General features: G+C 66.1%; 16 protein-coding genes. 7 read left to right on the top strand and 9 right to left on the bottom strand.

The window, feature by feature from the left end; all coding sequences use genetic code 11:
- Window positions 1–66: 66 nt before the first annotated feature.
- Window positions 67–528 carry a MarR family winged helix-turn-helix transcriptional regulator gene (locus EP380_RS16560; RefSeq protein ID WP_238719893.1) on the top strand — a complete coding sequence of 154 codons (462 nt, stop codon included), beginning with the start codon at window positions 67–69 and terminating at the stop codon, window positions 526–528.
- A gap of 36 nt (window positions 529–564) precedes the next feature.
- Here EP380_RS16560 and tdh read toward each other — a convergent pair whose 3' ends face one another.
- The 5 genes from tdh to EP380_RS16535 all read right to left on the bottom strand — a co-directional run bounded on the left by tdh (window position 565) and on the right by EP380_RS16535 (window position 3,769).
- Entirely contained in the window at window positions 565–1,599 is a 1,035-nt protein-coding gene (gene tdh, locus EP380_RS16555) for an L-threonine 3-dehydrogenase (protein ID WP_127599402.1), read from the bottom strand.
- A gap of 82 nt (window positions 1,600–1,681) precedes the next feature.
- Window positions 1,682–1,942: a VOC family protein gene (locus tag EP380_RS16550; RefSeq protein ID WP_164749889.1), complete on the bottom strand. Its 261-nt coding sequence runs from the start codon at window positions 1,940–1,942 to the stop codon at window positions 1,682–1,684.
- Window positions 1,943–1,950: 8 nt separating this feature from the next.
- On the bottom strand, window positions 1,951–2,268 hold the full coding sequence (locus tag EP380_RS16545) for a type II toxin-antitoxin system RelE/ParE family toxin (RefSeq protein ID WP_127599398.1): 318 nt from the start codon (window positions 2,266–2,268) through the stop codon (window positions 1,951–1,953).
- On the bottom strand, window positions 2,265–2,528 hold the full coding sequence (locus EP380_RS16540) for a type II toxin-antitoxin system ParD family antitoxin (protein ID WP_199190431.1): 264 nt from the start codon (window positions 2,526–2,528) through the stop codon (window positions 2,265–2,267). The genes EP380_RS16545 and EP380_RS16540 overlap by 4 nt, the downstream gene beginning before the upstream one ends.
- A 50-nt stretch (window positions 2,529–2,578) precedes the next feature.
- Entirely contained in the window at window positions 2,579–3,769 is a 1,191-nt protein-coding gene (locus EP380_RS16535; RefSeq protein ID WP_127599396.1) for a glycine C-acetyltransferase, read from the bottom strand.
- Window positions 3,770–3,941: 172 nt separating this feature from the next.
- Between EP380_RS16535 and EP380_RS16530 the strand changes: the two genes are divergently transcribed.
- The gene (locus EP380_RS16530; protein ID WP_127599394.1) at window positions 3,942–5,114 is read left to right on the top strand and encodes a GGDEF domain-containing protein; all 1,173 of its coding nucleotides are present in this window, start codon (window positions 3,942–3,944) and stop codon (window positions 5,112–5,114) included.
- 156 nt (window positions 5,115–5,270) lie between these two features.
- Entirely contained in the window at window positions 5,271–5,678 is a 408-nt protein-coding gene (locus EP380_RS16525) for a DUF7282 domain-containing protein (RefSeq protein WP_127599392.1), read from the top strand.
- 85 nt (window positions 5,679–5,763) lie between these two features.
- Here the strand turns inward: EP380_RS16525 and EP380_RS16520 are convergent, their stop codons facing one another.
- Window positions 5,764–6,957: an acyl-CoA dehydrogenase gene (locus tag EP380_RS16520; protein ID WP_127599390.1), complete on the bottom strand. Its 1,194-nt coding sequence runs from the start codon at window positions 6,955–6,957 to the stop codon at window positions 5,764–5,766.
- A 192-nt stretch (window positions 6,958–7,149) separates the two neighbouring features.
- On the opposite strand from EP380_RS16520, the gene EP380_RS16515 reads away from it, so the two are divergent.
- Window positions 7,150–8,046: a LysR substrate-binding domain-containing protein gene (locus EP380_RS16515; protein WP_106570663.1), complete on the top strand. Its 897-nt coding sequence runs from the start codon at window positions 7,150–7,152 to the stop codon at window positions 8,044–8,046.
- A gap of 6 nt (window positions 8,047–8,052) precedes the next feature.
- Here the strand turns inward: EP380_RS16515 and EP380_RS16510 are convergent, their stop codons facing one another.
- The 3 genes from EP380_RS16510 to EP380_RS16500 form a co-directional block, all read right to left on the bottom strand.
- A complete protein-coding gene (locus tag EP380_RS16510) occupies window positions 8,053–10,095 on the bottom strand; it encodes an NADH:flavin oxidoreductase (RefSeq protein ID WP_127599388.1) in 2,043 nt (680 codons plus the stop codon).
- 15 nt (window positions 10,096–10,110) lie between these two features.
- Window positions 10,111–11,295 (bottom strand): mandelate racemase/muconate lactonizing enzyme family protein, encoded by a 1,185-nt coding sequence (locus EP380_RS16505; RefSeq protein ID WP_127599386.1) that lies wholly within the window; start codon window positions 11,293–11,295, stop codon window positions 10,111–10,113.
- A gap of 91 nt (window positions 11,296–11,386) precedes the next feature.
- Window positions 11,387–12,949, bottom strand: coding sequence for a trimethylamine methyltransferase family protein (locus EP380_RS16500; protein ID WP_127599384.1), 1,563 nt, complete (start codon window positions 12,947–12,949; stop codon window positions 11,387–11,389).
- A 102-nt stretch (window positions 12,950–13,051) separates the two neighbouring features.
- On the opposite strand from EP380_RS16500, the gene EP380_RS16495 reads away from it, so the two are divergent.
- From EP380_RS16495 to EP380_RS16485, 3 genes are all read left to right on the top strand, one after another.
- Window positions 13,052–13,954 carry a LysR substrate-binding domain-containing protein gene (locus EP380_RS16495; RefSeq protein WP_127599383.1) on the top strand — a complete coding sequence of 301 codons (903 nt, stop codon included), beginning with the start codon at window positions 13,052–13,054 and terminating at the stop codon, window positions 13,952–13,954.
- Window positions 13,955–14,027: 73 nt separating this feature from the next.
- Entirely contained in the window at window positions 14,028–15,866 is a 1,839-nt protein-coding gene (gene mutL / locus EP380_RS16490; RefSeq protein ID WP_127599382.1) for a DNA mismatch repair endonuclease MutL, read from the top strand.
- 103 nt (window positions 15,867–15,969) lie between these two features.
- Window positions 15,970–16,200 carry a DUF2093 domain-containing protein gene (locus EP380_RS16485; RefSeq protein WP_106570669.1) on the top strand — a complete coding sequence of 77 codons (231 nt, stop codon included), beginning with the start codon at window positions 15,970–15,972 and terminating at the stop codon, window positions 16,198–16,200.
- The last annotated feature ends 40 nt before the right edge of the window (window positions 16,201–16,240 follow it).

The raw sequence follows: 16,240 nt of genomic DNA, 5'->3' as shown, positions 1-16,240 counted from the left end.
TTTGACCCGTTGCGAAATTTGTTGCACCCGTAACGATCAAAAGTGCAACCATCAACGATTCTCGCCATGTCCTCTTCCCGCCATGAGACCATGGATGCGGCCGCGCTGGAACTGGAAAACTTCCTGCCCTACCGCTTCAACCGGCTGGCCGATGCGGTCAGCCGCGACTTCGCCCGCATCTACAAGGAACGCCACGGGCTGACCCGGCCCGAATGGCGGCTCTTGGCCACGCTCGGCCAGTACGGCACCATGACGGCGACCGCCGTGGGGCGCCATTCGGCCATGCACAAGACCAAGGTCTCGCGCGCCGTCACCGCGCTGGAAAAACGCCATTGGCTGACCCGCCTGCCCGACGGGGCCGACCGGCGGGTGGACAATCTCGCGCTGACGAAGGCCGGTGCGCGCGTCTATCGCGAACTCGTCCCGATCGCGCGCGATTTCGAGCAAAAACTTCTCGCCCGCATCAGCCCGCAGGATCGCGCCGCGCTTCTGGCCGGCCTGCGCGCGCTCGAACGCGCATTCGGTTGAGCGTCGCCCCAGCTCGTCCGGCGTGCGGCACACGCCCTACCAGTCCATCACCACCTTGCCGGCGCTGCCGTCGCGCATCGCCTCGAAGCCGGTCCGGTAGTCGTCGATGCCGATCCGGTGGGTGATCAGGCCCGACACGTCGAGCGGCCCCTGCACCAGGGCGATCATCTTGTACCAGGTCTCGAACATTTCCCGGCCGTAGATGCCCTTCAGGGTCAGCATCTTGAAGATGACCTTGTTCCAGTCGATCTCGAAGGCGGTCGGCGCGATGCCCAAAATGGCGATCTTGCCGCCATTGTTCATCACATCGATCATGTCGCGAAAGGCGATCGCCGAGCCCGACATTTCCAGCCCGACGTCGAAACCCTCCTTCATGCGCTCCTCCTCCATCACGTCGGCGAGCTTTTCCGCCGACGCATCGACCACGTGATGGACGCCGAGCTTGCGCGCCAGCGCGAGCCGCACCGGGTTGATGTCGGTGATGACCACCTTGCGCGCACCGACCGCCTGGGCCACCAGCGCCCCCATGATGCCGATCGGTCCGGCGCCGGTGACCAGCACGTCTTCGCCCACCAGATCGAACGACAAGGCGGTATGGACGGCGTTGCCGAGCGGATCGAAGATCGCGGCGATCTCGTCGGGCACGTCGTCGGGGATGGCGACCACATTGTGCTGCGGCAGGCTGAGATATTCGGCGAAACTGCCCGGCCGGTTGACGCCGACGCCGAGCGTGTTGCGGCACAGATGGCCGCGGCCGGCACGACAGTTGCGGCAATGGCCGCACACGATATGCCCCTCGCCCGACACGCGCTGGCCGACCCGGTACTCGCTGACGGCCTGGCCGACATCGACGACCTCGCCGACGAATTCGTGCCCCGTCACCATCGGCACCGGCACGGTCTTTTGCGCCCATTCGTCCCAATTGTAGATGTGGACGTCGGTGCCGCAGATCGCCGACTTCCCGACCTTGATCAGGACGTCGTTGGGGCCGATCTCGGGCACCGGCACCCGTTCCATCCAAATCCCCGGCTCGGCTTTCGCCTTCACCAGCGCCCGCATCATGTTGGACATGGCTCAAATTCCCAAACGTAACGAAAAACCGCCTCGCAAACCGCGCCTCGACGCCGCCTGCCGTTCGTCGAAACCGAAACAGTCAGGATTGCTCCAGTTCGATCACATTGCCCTCCGGATCCCTCATATAGACCGCCAAGAAGGCTGACTTGGACGTTCCAAGTTCAGTAATTTTCCCCTGATCCGTTCCGCCCAACCGAATGATTTCGCTTCTCATCGCTCGAATATTTTCCACCTCGAAGGCAATGTGAGCAAAGCCCGGGTCATTGACGTGTGGTGGTGGGCGCTTTCTGGTTTCCTTGTCTTGGTGAATTTCCAGAAATGGCTTCTCACCGCCGGGCACCGCGACGTTCAGCGGTCACCGACAGCCTCACGCAATCTGCGGGCCATGTCCATGCGCTGATGGAGAATCGCGACGATCGCGACTTGATTGTCGGACCGCAATTTCCAGAACACGAAATGACTTTCGTATCGCGCAAAAAAACCGTCAACGTCGAAATCGCTTGGGATGCGCTGCCACGCGACCCGCCGTTCGGCGATGTCCTCGAACAGGGCAAAGGCGCCATCCAGATATTCGTCTGCCTGAACCGGGCCAAAGCGATCGAGCGTATAAAGAAATATCTCCTCCAGCCGTGCCGACGCGGCCGGCTGGAGGAAGTATTTTTTCATCGTCGTGCTCGCGCCAGCGCCCTTCGCCGGATATCGTCCGCCGAAAGATGTTCGTACTCGCTGTCAGGCGTGGCAAATCCATCCTGCAATCGCAGCTTCATGGCCTCGAACGCTTCCCGCTCGGCCCGCTCCTTGTCGTGTCGAATGAGGGCGCGGACATATTCGCTGACATTTTCGTAGTCGCCGCCAGAAATCGTTTCGGTCACAAAGTCGCGAAGCGAACCGCTGACTCGCACATTGAGGTTCATCGTTTCCGACATTGGTCATCTCCCGAACCGCTTTGCGACAATATCTTTAATATTGTCGCTGATCAAGCAATGATGCCCAGTTCCCTGCCGACCGCGCCGAACGCGTCGACGGCCCGGTCGATATCGTCAGGCGTGTGCGCCGCCGACATCTGGGTGCGGATGCGCGCCTGGCCCTTGGGTACGACCGGGAAGGAAAAGCCGATCACGTAGATGCCGCGTTCCAGCAGCCTGTCGGCCATGGCGCCTGCCAGCCCGGCGTCGCCGATCATCACCGGGATGATCGGATGGTCGGCACCGGCAAGCGTGAACCCGAGCTTGCTCATCCCGGCCCGGAAGCGCGCCGCGTTGGCGTAAAGCCGCTCGCGCAGCGCGCCGCCGCCTTCGATCAGGTCGAACACTTTCAGCGACGCACCCGCGATCGCCGGCATCAGCGTGTTGGAAAACAGATAGGGCCGCGAGCGCTGGCGCAGCCAGTCGACCACCTCGCGCCGGCCGGCCGTGTAACCGCCGGACGCCCCGCCGAGCGCCTTGCCGAGCGTGCCGGTGATCAGGTCGATACGGCCTTCCACGCCGCAATGTTCGGGCGAACCGCGCCCGCCGGCGCCGACGAACCCGACCGCGTGGCTGTCGTCGACCATCACCATGGCGTCGTGTTTTTCGGCCAGATCGCACACGCCCTCGAGATTGGCGACGATGCCGTCCATGGAAAACACGCCGTCGGTCGCCACCAGCCGGAAGCGCGCGTCGGCCGCCTCTTTCAGACAGCGCTCCAGGTCGGCCATGTCGTTGTTGGCGTAGCGATAGCGCCTGGCCTTCGACAGTCGCACCCCGTCGATGATCGAGGCATGGTTGAGCGCGTCGGAGATGATCGCGTCCTCCTGCGACAGCAAGGTCTCGAACAGGCCGGTATTGGCGTCGAAACAGGAAGAATAAAGGATCGCGTCTTCCATGCCGAGGAAGCCGGCGATGCGCGCTTCGAGCTGCTTGTGCTCCTCCTGCGTGCCGCAGATGAAGCGCACCGAGGCCATGCCGTAGCCGTAGCGGTCGAGCGCTGCCTTCGCCGCCTCGCGCAATTCTTCGCTGTCGGCAAGGCCGAGATAGTTGTTGGCGCAGAAATTGAGCACTTTGCCGCCGCCGGCGACCGCGATCTCGGCCGACTGGGTGGACGTGATCACGCGTTCGGATTTGTAGAGCCCGGCCCCCCGCAGTTCGGAAAGCTCGCTCTGCAGATGGGTGAGAAATGTCGTCGTCATCAAGAACCTCCTCGGTTCTTGTCGCGCATTCGGCGCATGCAAACAATGGTCGCCGAGCGCGCTCCGCGATATTCGCGCCGGATTGCCGCGCCAGGGCCGGCCGCGTCGCGAAAGCAAATGTTAGGACTGCCCAACTAGCGTGAAGGCACTGCCGGGAAGGAGAAACGGTACCGTGACCGGAGAGCTGGCCGACCACGAGGAACGCGACCTCATTTTGTCGATGCGCATGGACGCGATGCTCAATTCATCGCCCGCATCGTTTCTCAGCATTGTCGGCGGGTTGGTCGCGGTCTACGTCTACTGGGCACCATCGGTTGCATTTGGCCTGATCGCCTGGCTGGCCTGCATCGTGGCCGTCGCTCTCACCAATTTGCTGTCCACGCTCCTTTACGCCCGCGGCCTTCCGTCGGGCTGGAACGCCCGCTCCTGGGCCCGCTTCGTTAGCGTCATGCATCTGTTGTCCGGCCTGGCATGGGGCGTCGGCGGCGGCTGGATGCTCAGTTTCGCGAACGAGCATCAGGCGCTCGTGACCGTATCGATCGGCCTGGCCGCCGTCACCGTATCGATCCCGTCGGTCGTGCACCTGCCCGCCTACAATCTGTTCCAGTTGCCGATCTTCTGGTCCTACGCCGTCGGCGCGTTGTTCAGTTCGCTGCAATACAGCTGGCCGATCGCGATCGGCTTCTTTCTTCTCGGCGCCTTTGCCATCGTCATCGGCCGGGTGCTCGGCTACCAGCTTTCGACCGCGCTGCGTCTGTCGATCGAGAACAAGCGCCTGGCCCAGCATCTGGAGGAGCGCAGCGCCGCGCTCGAGGCCGCCAACCGCGAGCTCGAGATCGAAAGCCACACCGATCCGCTGACCGGCCTGGCCAACCGGCGCCGGCTGATGAGTTTCGCCCGCGCGGTGCGCGGCCGTTGCGCGATGATGATCGTCGATATCGACCACTTCAAATCGTACAACGACACCTATGGACATGTCGAAGGCGATACCTGTCTGGTGAGCGTGGCCAAAGCGCTGCTCGGCAGTGTCCGCCCGGAACACGATCTCGTCGCGCGCCTCGGCGGCGAGGAATTCGCGATCGTGCTGAGCGATGTCGGGGCTGAAGAGGCACGGGCACGCGCCGAGGCGATCCGCGCCAATGTCCAGGCGCTGCCAATGTCGGGCCCACACCGCGTCAGGTGCCGTGTTACCGTCAGCATCGGCGTCTCGACGCGCGCGGCGGATCGGCCGAAATCCCTGTCCGATCTGATGGAGGAGGCCGACGCCGCCGTCTATCGCGCCAAGTCGGAGGGCCGCAACCGGGTCTGCTTCGACAACCGCCCGCGCGCCCAGGACGTGGCCTGAGCGGGTTTTCCGCCCGAATTCCGGATCGCTCGACGTTCAGACAGGCACCGCGCGTGCTCCGCACTTACGCATGCCGCCACCCAACGCCCCTAAGGATGAAACTAATCCGGCGCAGTCTCCGTGGCTATGGGGCGATCTCAACACAGGAGACTTGTTATGCGCCAATTTCCAACTGCCGCTTTTGCCCTTGCCCTGTCGGGCTCCGCCGCGCTCGCGATGTCGAATGACGCGGTCATGGTCACCGACCAGGACGTTTCGTCCGGCGTCGTGACCGCCGACAAGATCACTGCCGAAGCCAATGGCTGGCTGGTCGTGCATCGCACCGATACGCAGATGAAACCTGGACCCGTCATCGGCTATGCCCCGCTCAAGGCCGGCGACAACATGGATGTCAGCGCGATCCTCCAAGAGGAGGTAAAATCGGGCGAGATGCTGATGCTTATGGTCCACGGCGAGGCCGGCGGCATGAAGACCGGCGTGTTCGAATACACGCTTGGCGCCAAGGAGGACGGTCCCGTCCGGGTTGACGACAAGCTGGTCATGACCGTGATTTCGGCGAAATAGACGGACCGGTCTTCGCGATAGTTCCGAAAATGCCCGAAGGGGGCGACGAACGGGCCTTCCCCGCGCTGTGGGAAGGCCCGTCCCGTCAGAAGAACGCCTGCAGGCCGGTCTGGGCGCGGCCCAGGATGAGCGCGTGCACGTCGTGCGCGCCCTCATAGGTGTTGACCGTTTCCAGGTTCTGCGCGTGACGCATGACGTGGTACTCGATCTGGATGCCGTTGCCGCCATGCATGTCGCGGGCAAGCCGGGCGATGTCGAGCGCCTTGCCGCAATTGTTGCGCTTGACGATCGAGATCATCTCCGGCGCCATGCGCCCTTCATCCATCAGCCGGCCGACGCGCAGCGAGCCCAACAGCCCGAGCGAAATGTCGGTCTGCATGTCGGCGAGCTTCTTCTGGTAAAGCTGCATGCCGGCGAGCGGCTTGCCGAACTGCTTGCGCTCCAGCCCATATTGCCGGGCGCGGAACCAGCAATCCTCGGCCGCTCCCATCGCGCCCCAGGAAATGCCGTAGCGCGCCCGGTTGAGGCAGCCGAACGGCCCTTTCAGGCCGGATACGTTCGGCAACAGCGCATCCTCGCCGACTTCGACGCCGTCCATGACGATTTCGCCGGTAATGGAGGCCCGAAGCGAAAGCTTGCCGCCGATCTTCGGTGCCGACAGCCCCTTCATGCCTTTTTCCAGCACGAAACCACGGATCTGGTTGTCGTGCGCGGCCGACTTGGCCCAAACGACGAAGACATCGGCGATCGGCGCGTTGGAGATCCACATCTTGGAGCCGGAAATCCGGTAGCCGCCGTCGATCTTTTCCGCCCGCGTCTTCATCCCGCCGGGATCGGACCCCGCATCGGGCTCGGTCAGGCCGAAGCAGCCAATATACTCGCCGGACGCCAGTTTGGGCAGGTATTTCTTGTGCTGCTCGGGCGTGCCATAGACGTGAATGGGATACATTACCAGCGAGGACTGGACGCTCATCATCGAGCGATAGCCCGAATCGATACGCTCGATCTCGCGCGCCACCAGCCCGTAGGTGACATAGTTGGCGCCGAGACCGCCGAGATCCTCGGGGATGGTGATGCCGAGCAGGCCCGCCTCGCCCATCTCGCGGAAGATCGCCGGGTCGGTCTTTTCTTCCATATAGGCGTCCTGCACGCGCGGCGCGAGCTTGTCGGCGGCGAACGCGGCCGCCGCATCGCGCATCATGCGCTCGTCTTCGGTCAACTGGTCTTCAATCAGGAACGGATCGTTCCACACGAAGCTCGCCGGCTTTTGAGCGGACATAGTCAAACAACCTCCCGGTCTGTTCTGCTGGACAGGGCCGCGACCATGGCTGGCACGAAAACCCTGCAAACGAAAAAGCCGCCTTTTCCAGCGGCATCGTCGACCATTGTAGACGCTCGGGCGATTTCGCGCTAACAACTATTTCGGACCGGATGATGCATTTTTTCGATAGATGACAGGCATAAGAACTCGATGCGCCGCGCCTTTATCCCGACGGTTTCGGAGCTTCAGGCGTTTCGCGCCTGTGTTCGCTTCGGCACCACGATGCGCGCGGCCGATCATCTTGGATTGACGCAAAGTTCGGTCAGCCGCTCGGTCGGGCAGTTGGAAGACCGGCTCGGCGTCCATCTGTTCCACCGCGTGCGCCAGCGCCTGGTGCTGTCGGATGCCGGCCGGCGCTTCCTGCGCGATGCCGACGCCATTCTCGACGACCTGCACGAGGCGGCGGTGCGCGTGATGGCCTTCGGCGGCCAGGCCGACGTGCTGAGCCTGGCCGTGCTGCCGACCTTCGCCGACCGCTGGCTGATCCCGCGCCTCGGCCGCTTCCACAAGCTCGCCCCGCACGTCACCGTCGACATCGCCGTCCGGCTCGACCCGGTCGATCTGGAGGCCGAGCCCTTCGACGCGGCCATCCAGCGCGGGCCGGTCGACCAGGCGACCACCGGCATCGTGCCGCTGTTCGACGAGGAGCTGATCGTGGTCGCCGCGCCCGCCCTGCTCGCCGGCCGCCAATTTCTCGACGACGCCGAACTCGCCGCGCTGCCGCTATTGCAGCAATCGACGCGGCCGACCCTGTGGCTGGAATGGTTCCAGGCCGCCGGCATCGACCCGCGCACCACCCTGCGCGGCCACCGCTTCGAGCAGTTTTCGATGTTGATCGAGGCCGCCGCCGCGGGGCTCGGCGTGGCGCTGGTGCCGCGCCTGCTGGTCGAAGCCGAACTCGAAAACGACCGCCTGGCGCTCGCCTCGCACAACGCGATCGCCGGCCAGCATCCCTACCGCCTCGCCTACCGGCCCGGCGGCGAGGAGCAGCCGGGCCTGCGCGAATTCCTGTCCTGGATCGAGACCGAGACGCGCGAGACGGGCTGAGCCGGCCTAGATCCGCAGCGCGTAGCGAATACCGTCATAGATCGCGGCGTGCACGTTGCGCGCGGCGACCGCATCGCCGATCCGCGCCAGGTCGAACGGCGCGGCCGCGTCTTGCGACGGAAACACCGCCCCGCCGCTGACAAGCCGTTCGTAGTCGACCGCGCCGCGATTGCGCGACAACGGCTTGAGCGCCAGGTAAAGCTCGTCGAGCGGCGCGGTGCCGTGCTCGGCCACCACCTGGTCGACCAGCCGCTCCTCGCGCCACTCGGGCGCGAAGTCCGAGCCGAGCACGGCGGCAAGCTGGTTGCCCTCGCGGCGCACGGCCAGAAGCCTGGTGTTGATCGTCACACGCACGCCATGCCGGTGGAAGGCGCGCATGTAGGGCACGTGGTTCATGCCGCCCATTTCCGGCGCGAAAAACCGTTCGGGCGAGACCAGTTCGACCGCCGCCCCCGACGACGCGGCGATTTCGGCGGCACCCATGCCCTGGTGGCCGCCATTGTCGTCATAGACAAGCACCGAACCGGCCGGCTTGGCCGCACCGGAAAGAATGTCCCAGCTCGTCGTCACCAGTTCCTCGCCCGCATCCAGCGGCGGCGGCTGCGGCAGGCCGCCGGTCGCGATCAGCACCATCTGCGGTGAAAGCGCGGTGACGTCGTCTGCCTCGGCCCAGCAATCGTAACGGATGTCAACGCCAAGCCGCTCGAGTTCGGCAAGCCGCCAGTCGACGATGCCGATCAGTTCGCGCCGGCGCGGGTTCTGCGCGGCAAGCCGCACCTGGCCGCCGGCCAAAGGCGCGGCTTCAAGCACCGTCACCGTGTGGCCGCGTTCGGCCGCCACCCGCGCCGCCTCCAGGCCCGCCGGTCCGGCGCCGACCACCACGACCCGTTTCAACGGCCCGTCGCTGCGCGTAATCACGTGCGGGATCGTCGCCTCGCGCCCGGTCGCGGCATTGTGGATGCACAACGCCTCCCCGCCCTCGTAGATGCGGTCGAGGCAATAGGTGGCGCCGACGCAGGGGCGGATGCGGTCCTCCTCGCCGGCCAGCACTTTTTTGACGATATGCGGATCGGCGATATGCGGCCGGGTCATGCCGACCATGTCGAGCTTACCGGCCGCGATCGCGTGGCGCGCGGTGGCAACGTCGGCAATGCGGGCGGCATGAAAGACCGGAAATTTCGTCTCCGCCCGGACAGCGCCGGCGAAGTCGAGATGCGGCGCCGACGCCATGCCGCTGATCGGGATCACCCCGGTCAGCGCGGCGTCGGTCTCGATATGGCCGCGGATGATGTTGAGGAAATCGACCTTGCCGCAACCGGCGAGCCGGCGCGCGATCTCCATCCCCTCCTCGCGCGACAGCCCCTTTTGCCAGTCCTCGTCGGCGACCAGGCGCACGCCGACGACGAAATCCGGGCCGACGGCCGCGCGCACGGCCTCGATCACCTGAAAGGCGAAGCGCAGCCGGTTGTCGAGCGTCCCGCCGAACGCGTCTTCGCGCCGGTTCGTCGCCGGCGACCAGAACGAATCCATCAAATGGCCGTAGGCCTCGAACTCGATGCCGTCGAGGCCGGCCGCCTGCATCCTTTGCGCCGCGGCCGCGTAGTCGGCGACGATGCGCTCGATGTCCCAGTCCTCGGCCTGTTTGGGAAAGGCGCGATGGGCCGGCTCGCGCACCGGCGAGGCCGACAGGACCGGCAGCCAGTCGCCCGTGTTCCAGCCCGTGCGCCGGCCGAGATGGGTGAGCTGGATCATCACCTTGCAGTCGTGTTCGTGGCAGGCGTCGGTCAGTTCGGCCAGCCACGGCACGATCTCGTCGCGGAAGGCGTGCAGATTGCCGAAGGCGGCCGGGCTGTCGCGCGACACCAGCGCCGATCCGGCCGTCATGGTCAGCGCCATGCCGCCCTTGGCCTTTTCGGCATGGTAGAGCCGGTAGCGCGCCTTCGGCAGGCCATCCTCGGAATAGGCCGGTTCGTGCGCGGTCGACATGACGCGGTTCTTCAGCGTCAGATGCTTGAGCCGATAGGGCTGGAGCAGCGGATCGTTGGTCATGGCATCACCGGGAGGTCAGTGTAGCGGCAGGCGGCGATAGCGGCCAGGCCGCGCCGGGTCGTCGAAATGACTCATCGGACCGTTTTCGGAAAAATGCGCCGCCCAGCGTTTCATCGCCGCCGGGTCGAGCTCCACGCCGAGCCCCGGCCCTTCGGGAACCCGGACCGTATCGTTCTTTTGCCGGAACGGCCCGTCACGAATGACGTCGCCGACCTGCCAGCGAAACAGCGATTGCGAGGCTTCGGTGATCCACGGCGTGGCCGCCACCACGTGCAGATAGGCCGCCGTCATGATGCCGAGATCGTTGGAGTAGCACCAGAACCCCTTGCCCATCGCCTCGCAGGCGGCGATGAATTTCAGCGTTTTTGACAGCCCGCCCAGGGCGGCGAAATTGCACACGAACGTGTCGGGCGCACCGAGCGCCACGGCGCGGCGAAGGTCGGGCACATGGGTGGAAAAAGGGATGGCCGAATGCTGGCGCAGCGCCGCCATGTCCTCGAACGTCGCGACCGGGTCCTCGTAATTGCGGATATTGAAAGGCTCGATCTCGCGCAGCACCCAGCGCGCGGTCGTCAGCGACCACTGCATGTTGGAATCGAGTTTGAGCTGGACCTCCTCGCCGAGCGCCTCGCGCAGCATGCGCACGGTGCGGATTTCGAGCTGCGGATCGCCGAGGATCAGCTTGCCCTCGAAGATCGAGGCACCGTGCTCGGCCCGCATCCTCAGGCAATAGTCGACGATCGCCTCCGGGCTCATCTCGCCGCCGGCGCCGTTCTGCGACGGGCGGAAGGCGAAATATTCCGAAAACGGGATGTCCTTCCTGACCGCACCGCCGAGGAGCTTGTAGAGCGGCAGGCCGAACGCCTTGCCGCGAATGTCCCACAGCGCGAGTTCGACCGCGCCGAAGGCGACGGAGGCGGCGTTTTCGCCGGTATTGGCGGTGATCTGCCAGGGCGGCACGCAGCGCGCCTCGCAATCGGCCAGGTCGAGCGGGTCGGCGCCGATCAGCGCCGGCGCGATCTCGGCCTTGATCACCTCGCCGAAATGCCACCACGGCGCCTCGCCGAGCCCGACCAGCCCCTGGTCGGTTTCCACCTCGACGATCGATTTCGACGCCCCGCCATAAAGCCCGGCCGTCCACCAGAACGGCGCATCGAACGGCACGTTGACGTGGGTGACGCGGATCTTGGTGATCTTCATTGGTCCGACCGTTCGATCGTTTTCATCGCAGCATTGCCCCTCGACGAAGCGCGCGATCTTGCCCCGATTATCCGGGCGGCAGGCTGCATCCTCAATACCACGCGTCCTCCATCGCCGCGTCCTTGCGCGCGATAAAATCCCTGAGCGCCTCGTCCACACCCGCATCGAGGGGCGGCGCCTCGAACTCGGCCAGCCGCGTCTTCCACAGACGGTTGGCCCGCGTCGCGGTATCGTCGGCGCCGGCCGCCTCCCATTTCTCGAACGGATCGTTGTCGGCCGTCTCGCTGTCCCAGAACGCCGTCTGGTAGTTGGCCATGGTGTGCTGGCAGCCGAAGAAATGGCTGCCGGGCCCGACCTCGCGAAACGCGTCGAGGGCAAGCTGGTTGTCGTCGATCACGACACCGTCGAGATAGCGGTGCAGCGCGCCGCACAGATCGGTGTCCATGACGAATTTTTCATACGACATCGACAACAGCCCGTCGAGGAAGCCGGCCGAATGCAGGATGAAATTCGCCCCGCAATAGATCGCGGCCAGCATCGACATGGTCGATTCCGTCATCGCCTGCGCGTCGGGCAGCTTCGAGGTGGTGAAATTGCCCGAGCATCTGAGCGGCAGGCCGAGCCGGCGGGCGAGCTGGCCGACCACCATCGAGCCGATCGCCGGCTCCGGCGTGCCGAAGGTCGGCGAGCCCGAGCGCAGCGACATCGACGACAGGAAATTGCCGAAGATCACCGGCGCGCCCGGCCGTTCGAGCTGGGCGAGCGCGCAACCGGCCATCGTCTCGGCCAGAGACTGGGCGATGGCGCCGGCATTGGTGACCGGTCCCATCGCGCCGCCGAGGATGAACGGCACGATCACCGTGCCCTGGTTGGCGCGCGCATAGGCGCGCAGCACCCTGGTCATCGTGCCGTCCCAGACCAGCGGCGAATTGACGTTTAGATTGCCGAGGATGACGCAATTGTCCTCGACGAACGGCGCGCCGAACAGCAGGCGGCACATCGCGATCGAATCCTCGGCCCGCTCCTCCGCCGTGACCGAGCCCATGAAGGGACGGTCGGAATAGCGGATATGGCTGTAGACCATGTTCAGATGGCGCTTGTTGACCGGCAGGTCGACCGGCTCGCAGATCGTGCCGCCGGAATGGTGCAGCCACGGCGAGGCCTGGCCGAGTTTGATGAAATTGCGGAAATCCTCGATGGTGCCGTAACGCCGCCCCTGGTCGAGATCCATCACGAAGGGCGAGCCGTAAGACGGCGCGAACACCACCGCGTCGCCGCCGATCCGCACGGTCTTGTCCGGGTTTCTGGCATGCTGGGTAAAGCTCGACGGCGCGGTTTTCAGCAATTCGCGCAACAGGCCGGGCTCGAAGGTCACCCGCACGCCGTCGACACGCGCTCCCGCGCGCCGCCAATGGTCGAGCGCGGCCGGATCGTCGCGGAACTCGATGCCGATCTCGGCCAGGATCCGGTCGGCCGTGGCCTCGATGCGCGCGAGGTTTTCGTCCGACAGGATGTCGTAGGTGGGAATGTTGCGGGTGATATAGGGCCGCCCGGGCCCCTGCCCGCCATGCGCGCGCTGTTCGCGACGCGCGCTGCGTCCGCCCCGTTCGCGGCGCGTCCCGTCCGTCGTGGCCTGAGTTGCCGCCGCTTCCATGGGACCTCCCGAACACAAGCAAGCAAAAGCAGGATCGAGGCTAACCGTGTCGCGATCTTTTGTGACGCTGGAAAATCTTCAGTCTTTCTATAAGCTCCGATTATGCAAAGCCTGCGTCACCTGCTGCCGTCGGCCGGCAGCCTGATCGTCTTCGAGGCCGCGGGACGGCTGCAAAGCTTCACCGCCGCCGGGCGCGAGCTCGGTATGAGCCAGGCCGCCGTCTCCTACGCCGTTCGCGGCCTGGAAGAACGGCTCGGCCTGCCGCTGTTCGAGCGCCGCCACCGGCAGGTTCGTCTCACCGAGGCGGGCAGCCATTTCTTCGCCGACGTGTCGCTGGGGCTTTCCCATATCCGCAAATCGGCCGAGGACCTGCGCCTGGCCGCCAGCGGCGGCCACGTCACGCTGTCGGCTTCGACCGCCTTCGCCTCGTTCTGGATGATGCCGCGGTTGCAGCTTTTTCGCGAGCAGGTGCCCGGTATCGATCTGCGCATCCAGACAGCCGAGCGCGACCTCGACATCGTCGCCGAGAATATTCCGCTCGGCATTCGCGGCGGCGACCCGAAGCAATGGCCGCGCTACGAAGCGCTGCCGCTGGCAAAAGAGGTGATCTTTCCCGTCGCAAGCCCGGCCTACGCCGCCCGTTTCGGCGTGCCGGAGACGGTGGCCGAACTGCACGCGCATCGCCTGATCCACCTGGAGGAGCCCTATCGCGAGGCGGCGAGCTGGGCCGACTGGTTCCGATCGGCCGGCCTCACGGGCCAGGTAGCGAGCCGCAGCCTTTTGATCAACGACTACGCGCTGGTCATTCAGGCCGTGATGGAGGGCCAGGGCATCGCGCTGGGATGGCAGCACCTGGCCGGCCGGCTGCTTGGCAGCGGGCTTTTGGTCCGCGTTACCGACCACGCCATGACGACCGGCAAGCGGTTTTTCGTCGTCTGGCCGCGCGACCGCGAGCTCACCGAAAACGCCCGCACCGTCCGCGACTGGCTTTTGAGCCAGGCCTGACCCCGGTCGGCAGCGGCAAGATCGGCTCGCCGCCCCCGCTGTCCTTGCCGGCGAATCCGGCTATAAGCGCGCCATGCCCATTCGCCAGCTGACCGACACGATGATCAACCAGATCGCCGCCGGCGAGGTCATCGAGCGTCCCGCCAGCGTCGTCAAGGAACTGGTCGAGAACGCGCTGGACGCCGGCGCCGGGCGTATCGAGGTGACGACCGCCGGCGGCGGGCTCAACCTGATCCGCGTCCTCGACGATGGCGGCGGCATCGCCGAGGACGAATTGCCGCTTGCCGTGGCGCGCCATTGCACCTCCAAACTCTCCGACGACATCCACGACATCCGCTCGCTCGGCTTTCGCGGCGAGGCGCTGCCCTCGATCGGCGCCGTCGCCCGGCTCGTCATCCGATCGCGCGTCAGGGGCGCGGGCAGCGGCAGCGAAATCCGTGTCGAGGGCGGGGTTCTCAACGGCCCCCAACCGGCGCCGGCCAATCCGGGCACGATGGTGGAGGTGCGCGACCTCTTCTTCGCCACCCCGGCGCGGCTGAAATTCATGAAGGGCGAGCGCGCCGAAACCAGCGCCGTCACCGATATGGTCAAGCGCATCGCGGTCGCTTTTCCGCAGGTCCGCTTCACGCTCACCAGCGGCGACCGCACGCGTCTCGACCTGCCCGCCGAGGCGCCCGGCCCCAATGGCATGCTCGCCCGGCTCGCCCGCGTGCTGGGCGACGAATTCGCCGAAAACGCGCTTGCCGTGGAAGCCGAGCGCGAAGGGGTGAAACTGTCGGCGCGGATTTCCATCCCCTCCTTCAGCCGCGCCAACGCGCTGCACCAATATGCCTATGTCAACGGCCGGCCGGTGCGCGACCGCCAGGTCGCCGCGGCGATCCGCGCCGCCTATGCCGACGTTTTGCCGCGCGACCGGCACGCGGTCGCCGCCCTGTTCTTGACCCTCGACCCCGCCCTTGTCGACGTCAATGTCCATCCGGCCAAGGCCGACGTCCGTTTCCGCGACCCCGGTCTGGTGCGCGGTCTGATCATCGGCGCCATCCGCCAGAGCCTCGCCGAGGCCGGCATCCGCCCCGCCACCAGCGCCGCGAGCGAACTGGTCGAGGCCTTTCGCCCGGGCGCGGCCGCCGGCCGGCCGGCCGGCCCCGGCCACGGCGCGCCCGCCTCCTGGCCGCGCCCCTTCGCCGGGCCGGGTTTCGACCCGGCGCGCTCGCCGCACCGTCCGCTCGTCGACGGCTTCGCCGAGCCAGGCCAGGCCGCCTTCTTTGCCGCCGCAGAACCGAGCGCCGACGCGCGGGCGGCCGCGCCCGACGTCCCGGCCGAATTGTTGCGTGCGCCGCTGGGGGCCGCCCGCGCGCAGGTGCACGAAAACTACATCGTCGCCCAGACCGCCGATTCGCTGGTCATCGTCGACCAGCACGCCGCGCATGAGCGCCTGGTCTACGAGGCGCTGAAGACCGCGATCCACGCCCGTCCCCTGCCCGCCCAGCTCCTGCTTCTGCCGGAGATCGTCGACATGGCCGAGGACGACGCCGACCGGCTGGCGCGCCATGCCGATACGTTGCGCCATTTCGGGCTCGGCCTGGAACGTTTCGGCCCCGGCGCGGTGGCGGTGCGCGAGACGCCGGCCATGCTGGGAAAAACCGACGCCGCCGCCCTGGTGCGCGACCTCGCCGACGAGATCGCCGAAAGCGACACCGCCGACACGCTGAAGGAGCGGCTCGACCGCATCGCCGCGACCATGGCCTGCCACGGCTCGGTACGCTCCGGCCGCCGACTGAAGGCCGAGGAGATGAACGCGCTCCTGCGCCAGATGGAAGCGACCCCCGGTTCGGCCACGTGCAATCACGGCCGGCCGACCTATATCGAATTGAAACTGGCCGACATCGAGCGCCTGTTCGGTCGCCGCTGACGCGCTTTTGACCGCGCGGGCGGCACGCGGTGCCCGGGCCGGCTTGACCCGGCGGGCGAAATATGGCGCTTAGGTCGCACATCGCAACCATGGAAAGCGGACGATGAACCGGTTCGAAGGACCAGGCGCCAAGGAAGCGCGATTGCGTTATCTGGACGGAGACTTTCAGGTCACCAGCCCGGGATCCTTCGTGCGCTGCGCGGTGACCGGCGAGCCGATCCCGCTCGACGAGTTGCGTTACTGGAGCGTGGCGCGCCAGGAAGCCTATGTCAGCGCCACCGTGTCGCTCGACCGCGAGATCGACCTCGACCCGGATTTGCGCCGCCGCGACTGACCGTGCCCGGCCTCGCCCGGCCGCTGCGTCGATGACGGCC

The organism is Nitratireductor alexandrii (assembly GCF_004000215.1).
GTDB classification, from domain to species: Bacteria; Pseudomonadota; Alphaproteobacteria; order Rhizobiales; family Rhizobiaceae; genus Mangrovimarina; species Mangrovimarina alexandrii.
This window is presented reverse-complemented; position numbering and strand designations above follow the sequence as displayed.

Excerpts from the sequence above, each read along its gene's own strand:
- EP380_RS16535 (WP_127599396.1), bottom strand. The coding sequence starts at position 3,769 with ATGACGACGACATTTCTCACCCATCTGCAGAGCGAGCTTTCCGAACTG.
- tdh (WP_127599402.1), bottom strand. The coding sequence starts at position 1,599 with ATGTCCAACATGATGCGGGCGCTGGTGAAGGCGAAAGCCGAGCCGGGG.
- EP380_RS16540 (WP_199190431.1), bottom strand. The coding sequence starts at position 2,528 with ATGTCGGAAACGATGAACCTCAATGTGCGAGTCAGCGGTTCGCTTCGC.
- EP380_RS16495 (WP_127599383.1), top strand. The coding sequence starts at position 13,052 with ATGCAAAGCCTGCGTCACCTGCTGCCGTCGGCCGGCAGCCTGATCGTC.
- EP380_RS16500 (WP_127599384.1), bottom strand. The coding sequence starts at position 12,949 with ATGGAAGCGGCGGCAACTCAGGCCACGACGGACGGGACGCGCCGCGAA.
- EP380_RS16520 (WP_127599390.1), bottom strand. The coding sequence starts at position 6,957 with ATGTCCGCTCAAAAGCCGGCGAGCTTCGTGTGGAACGATCCGTTCCTG.
- EP380_RS16485 (WP_106570669.1), top strand. The coding sequence starts at position 15,970 with ATGAACCGGTTCGAAGGACCAGGCGCCAAGGAAGCGCGATTGCGTTAT.
- mutL (WP_127599382.1), top strand. The coding sequence starts at position 14,028 with ATGCCCATTCGCCAGCTGACCGACACGATGATCAACCAGATCGCCGCC.
- EP380_RS16525 (WP_127599392.1), top strand. The coding sequence starts at position 5,271 with ATGCGCCAATTTCCAACTGCCGCTTTTGCCCTTGCCCTGTCGGGCTCC.
- EP380_RS16505 (WP_127599386.1), bottom strand. The coding sequence starts at position 11,295 with ATGAAGATCACCAAGATCCGCGTCACCCACGTCAACGTGCCGTTCGAT.
- EP380_RS16545 (WP_127599398.1), bottom strand. The coding sequence starts at position 2,268 with ATGAAAAAATACTTCCTCCAGCCGGCCGCGTCGGCACGGCTGGAGGAG.
- EP380_RS16510 (WP_127599388.1), bottom strand. The coding sequence starts at position 10,095 with ATGACCAACGATCCGCTGCTCCAGCCCTATCGGCTCAAGCATCTGACG.
- EP380_RS16560 (WP_238719893.1), top strand. The coding sequence starts at position 67 with ATGTCCTCTTCCCGCCATGAGACCATGGATGCGGCCGCGCTGGAACTG.
- EP380_RS16515 (WP_106570663.1), top strand. The coding sequence starts at position 7,150 with ATGCGCCGCGCCTTTATCCCGACGGTTTCGGAGCTTCAGGCGTTTCGC.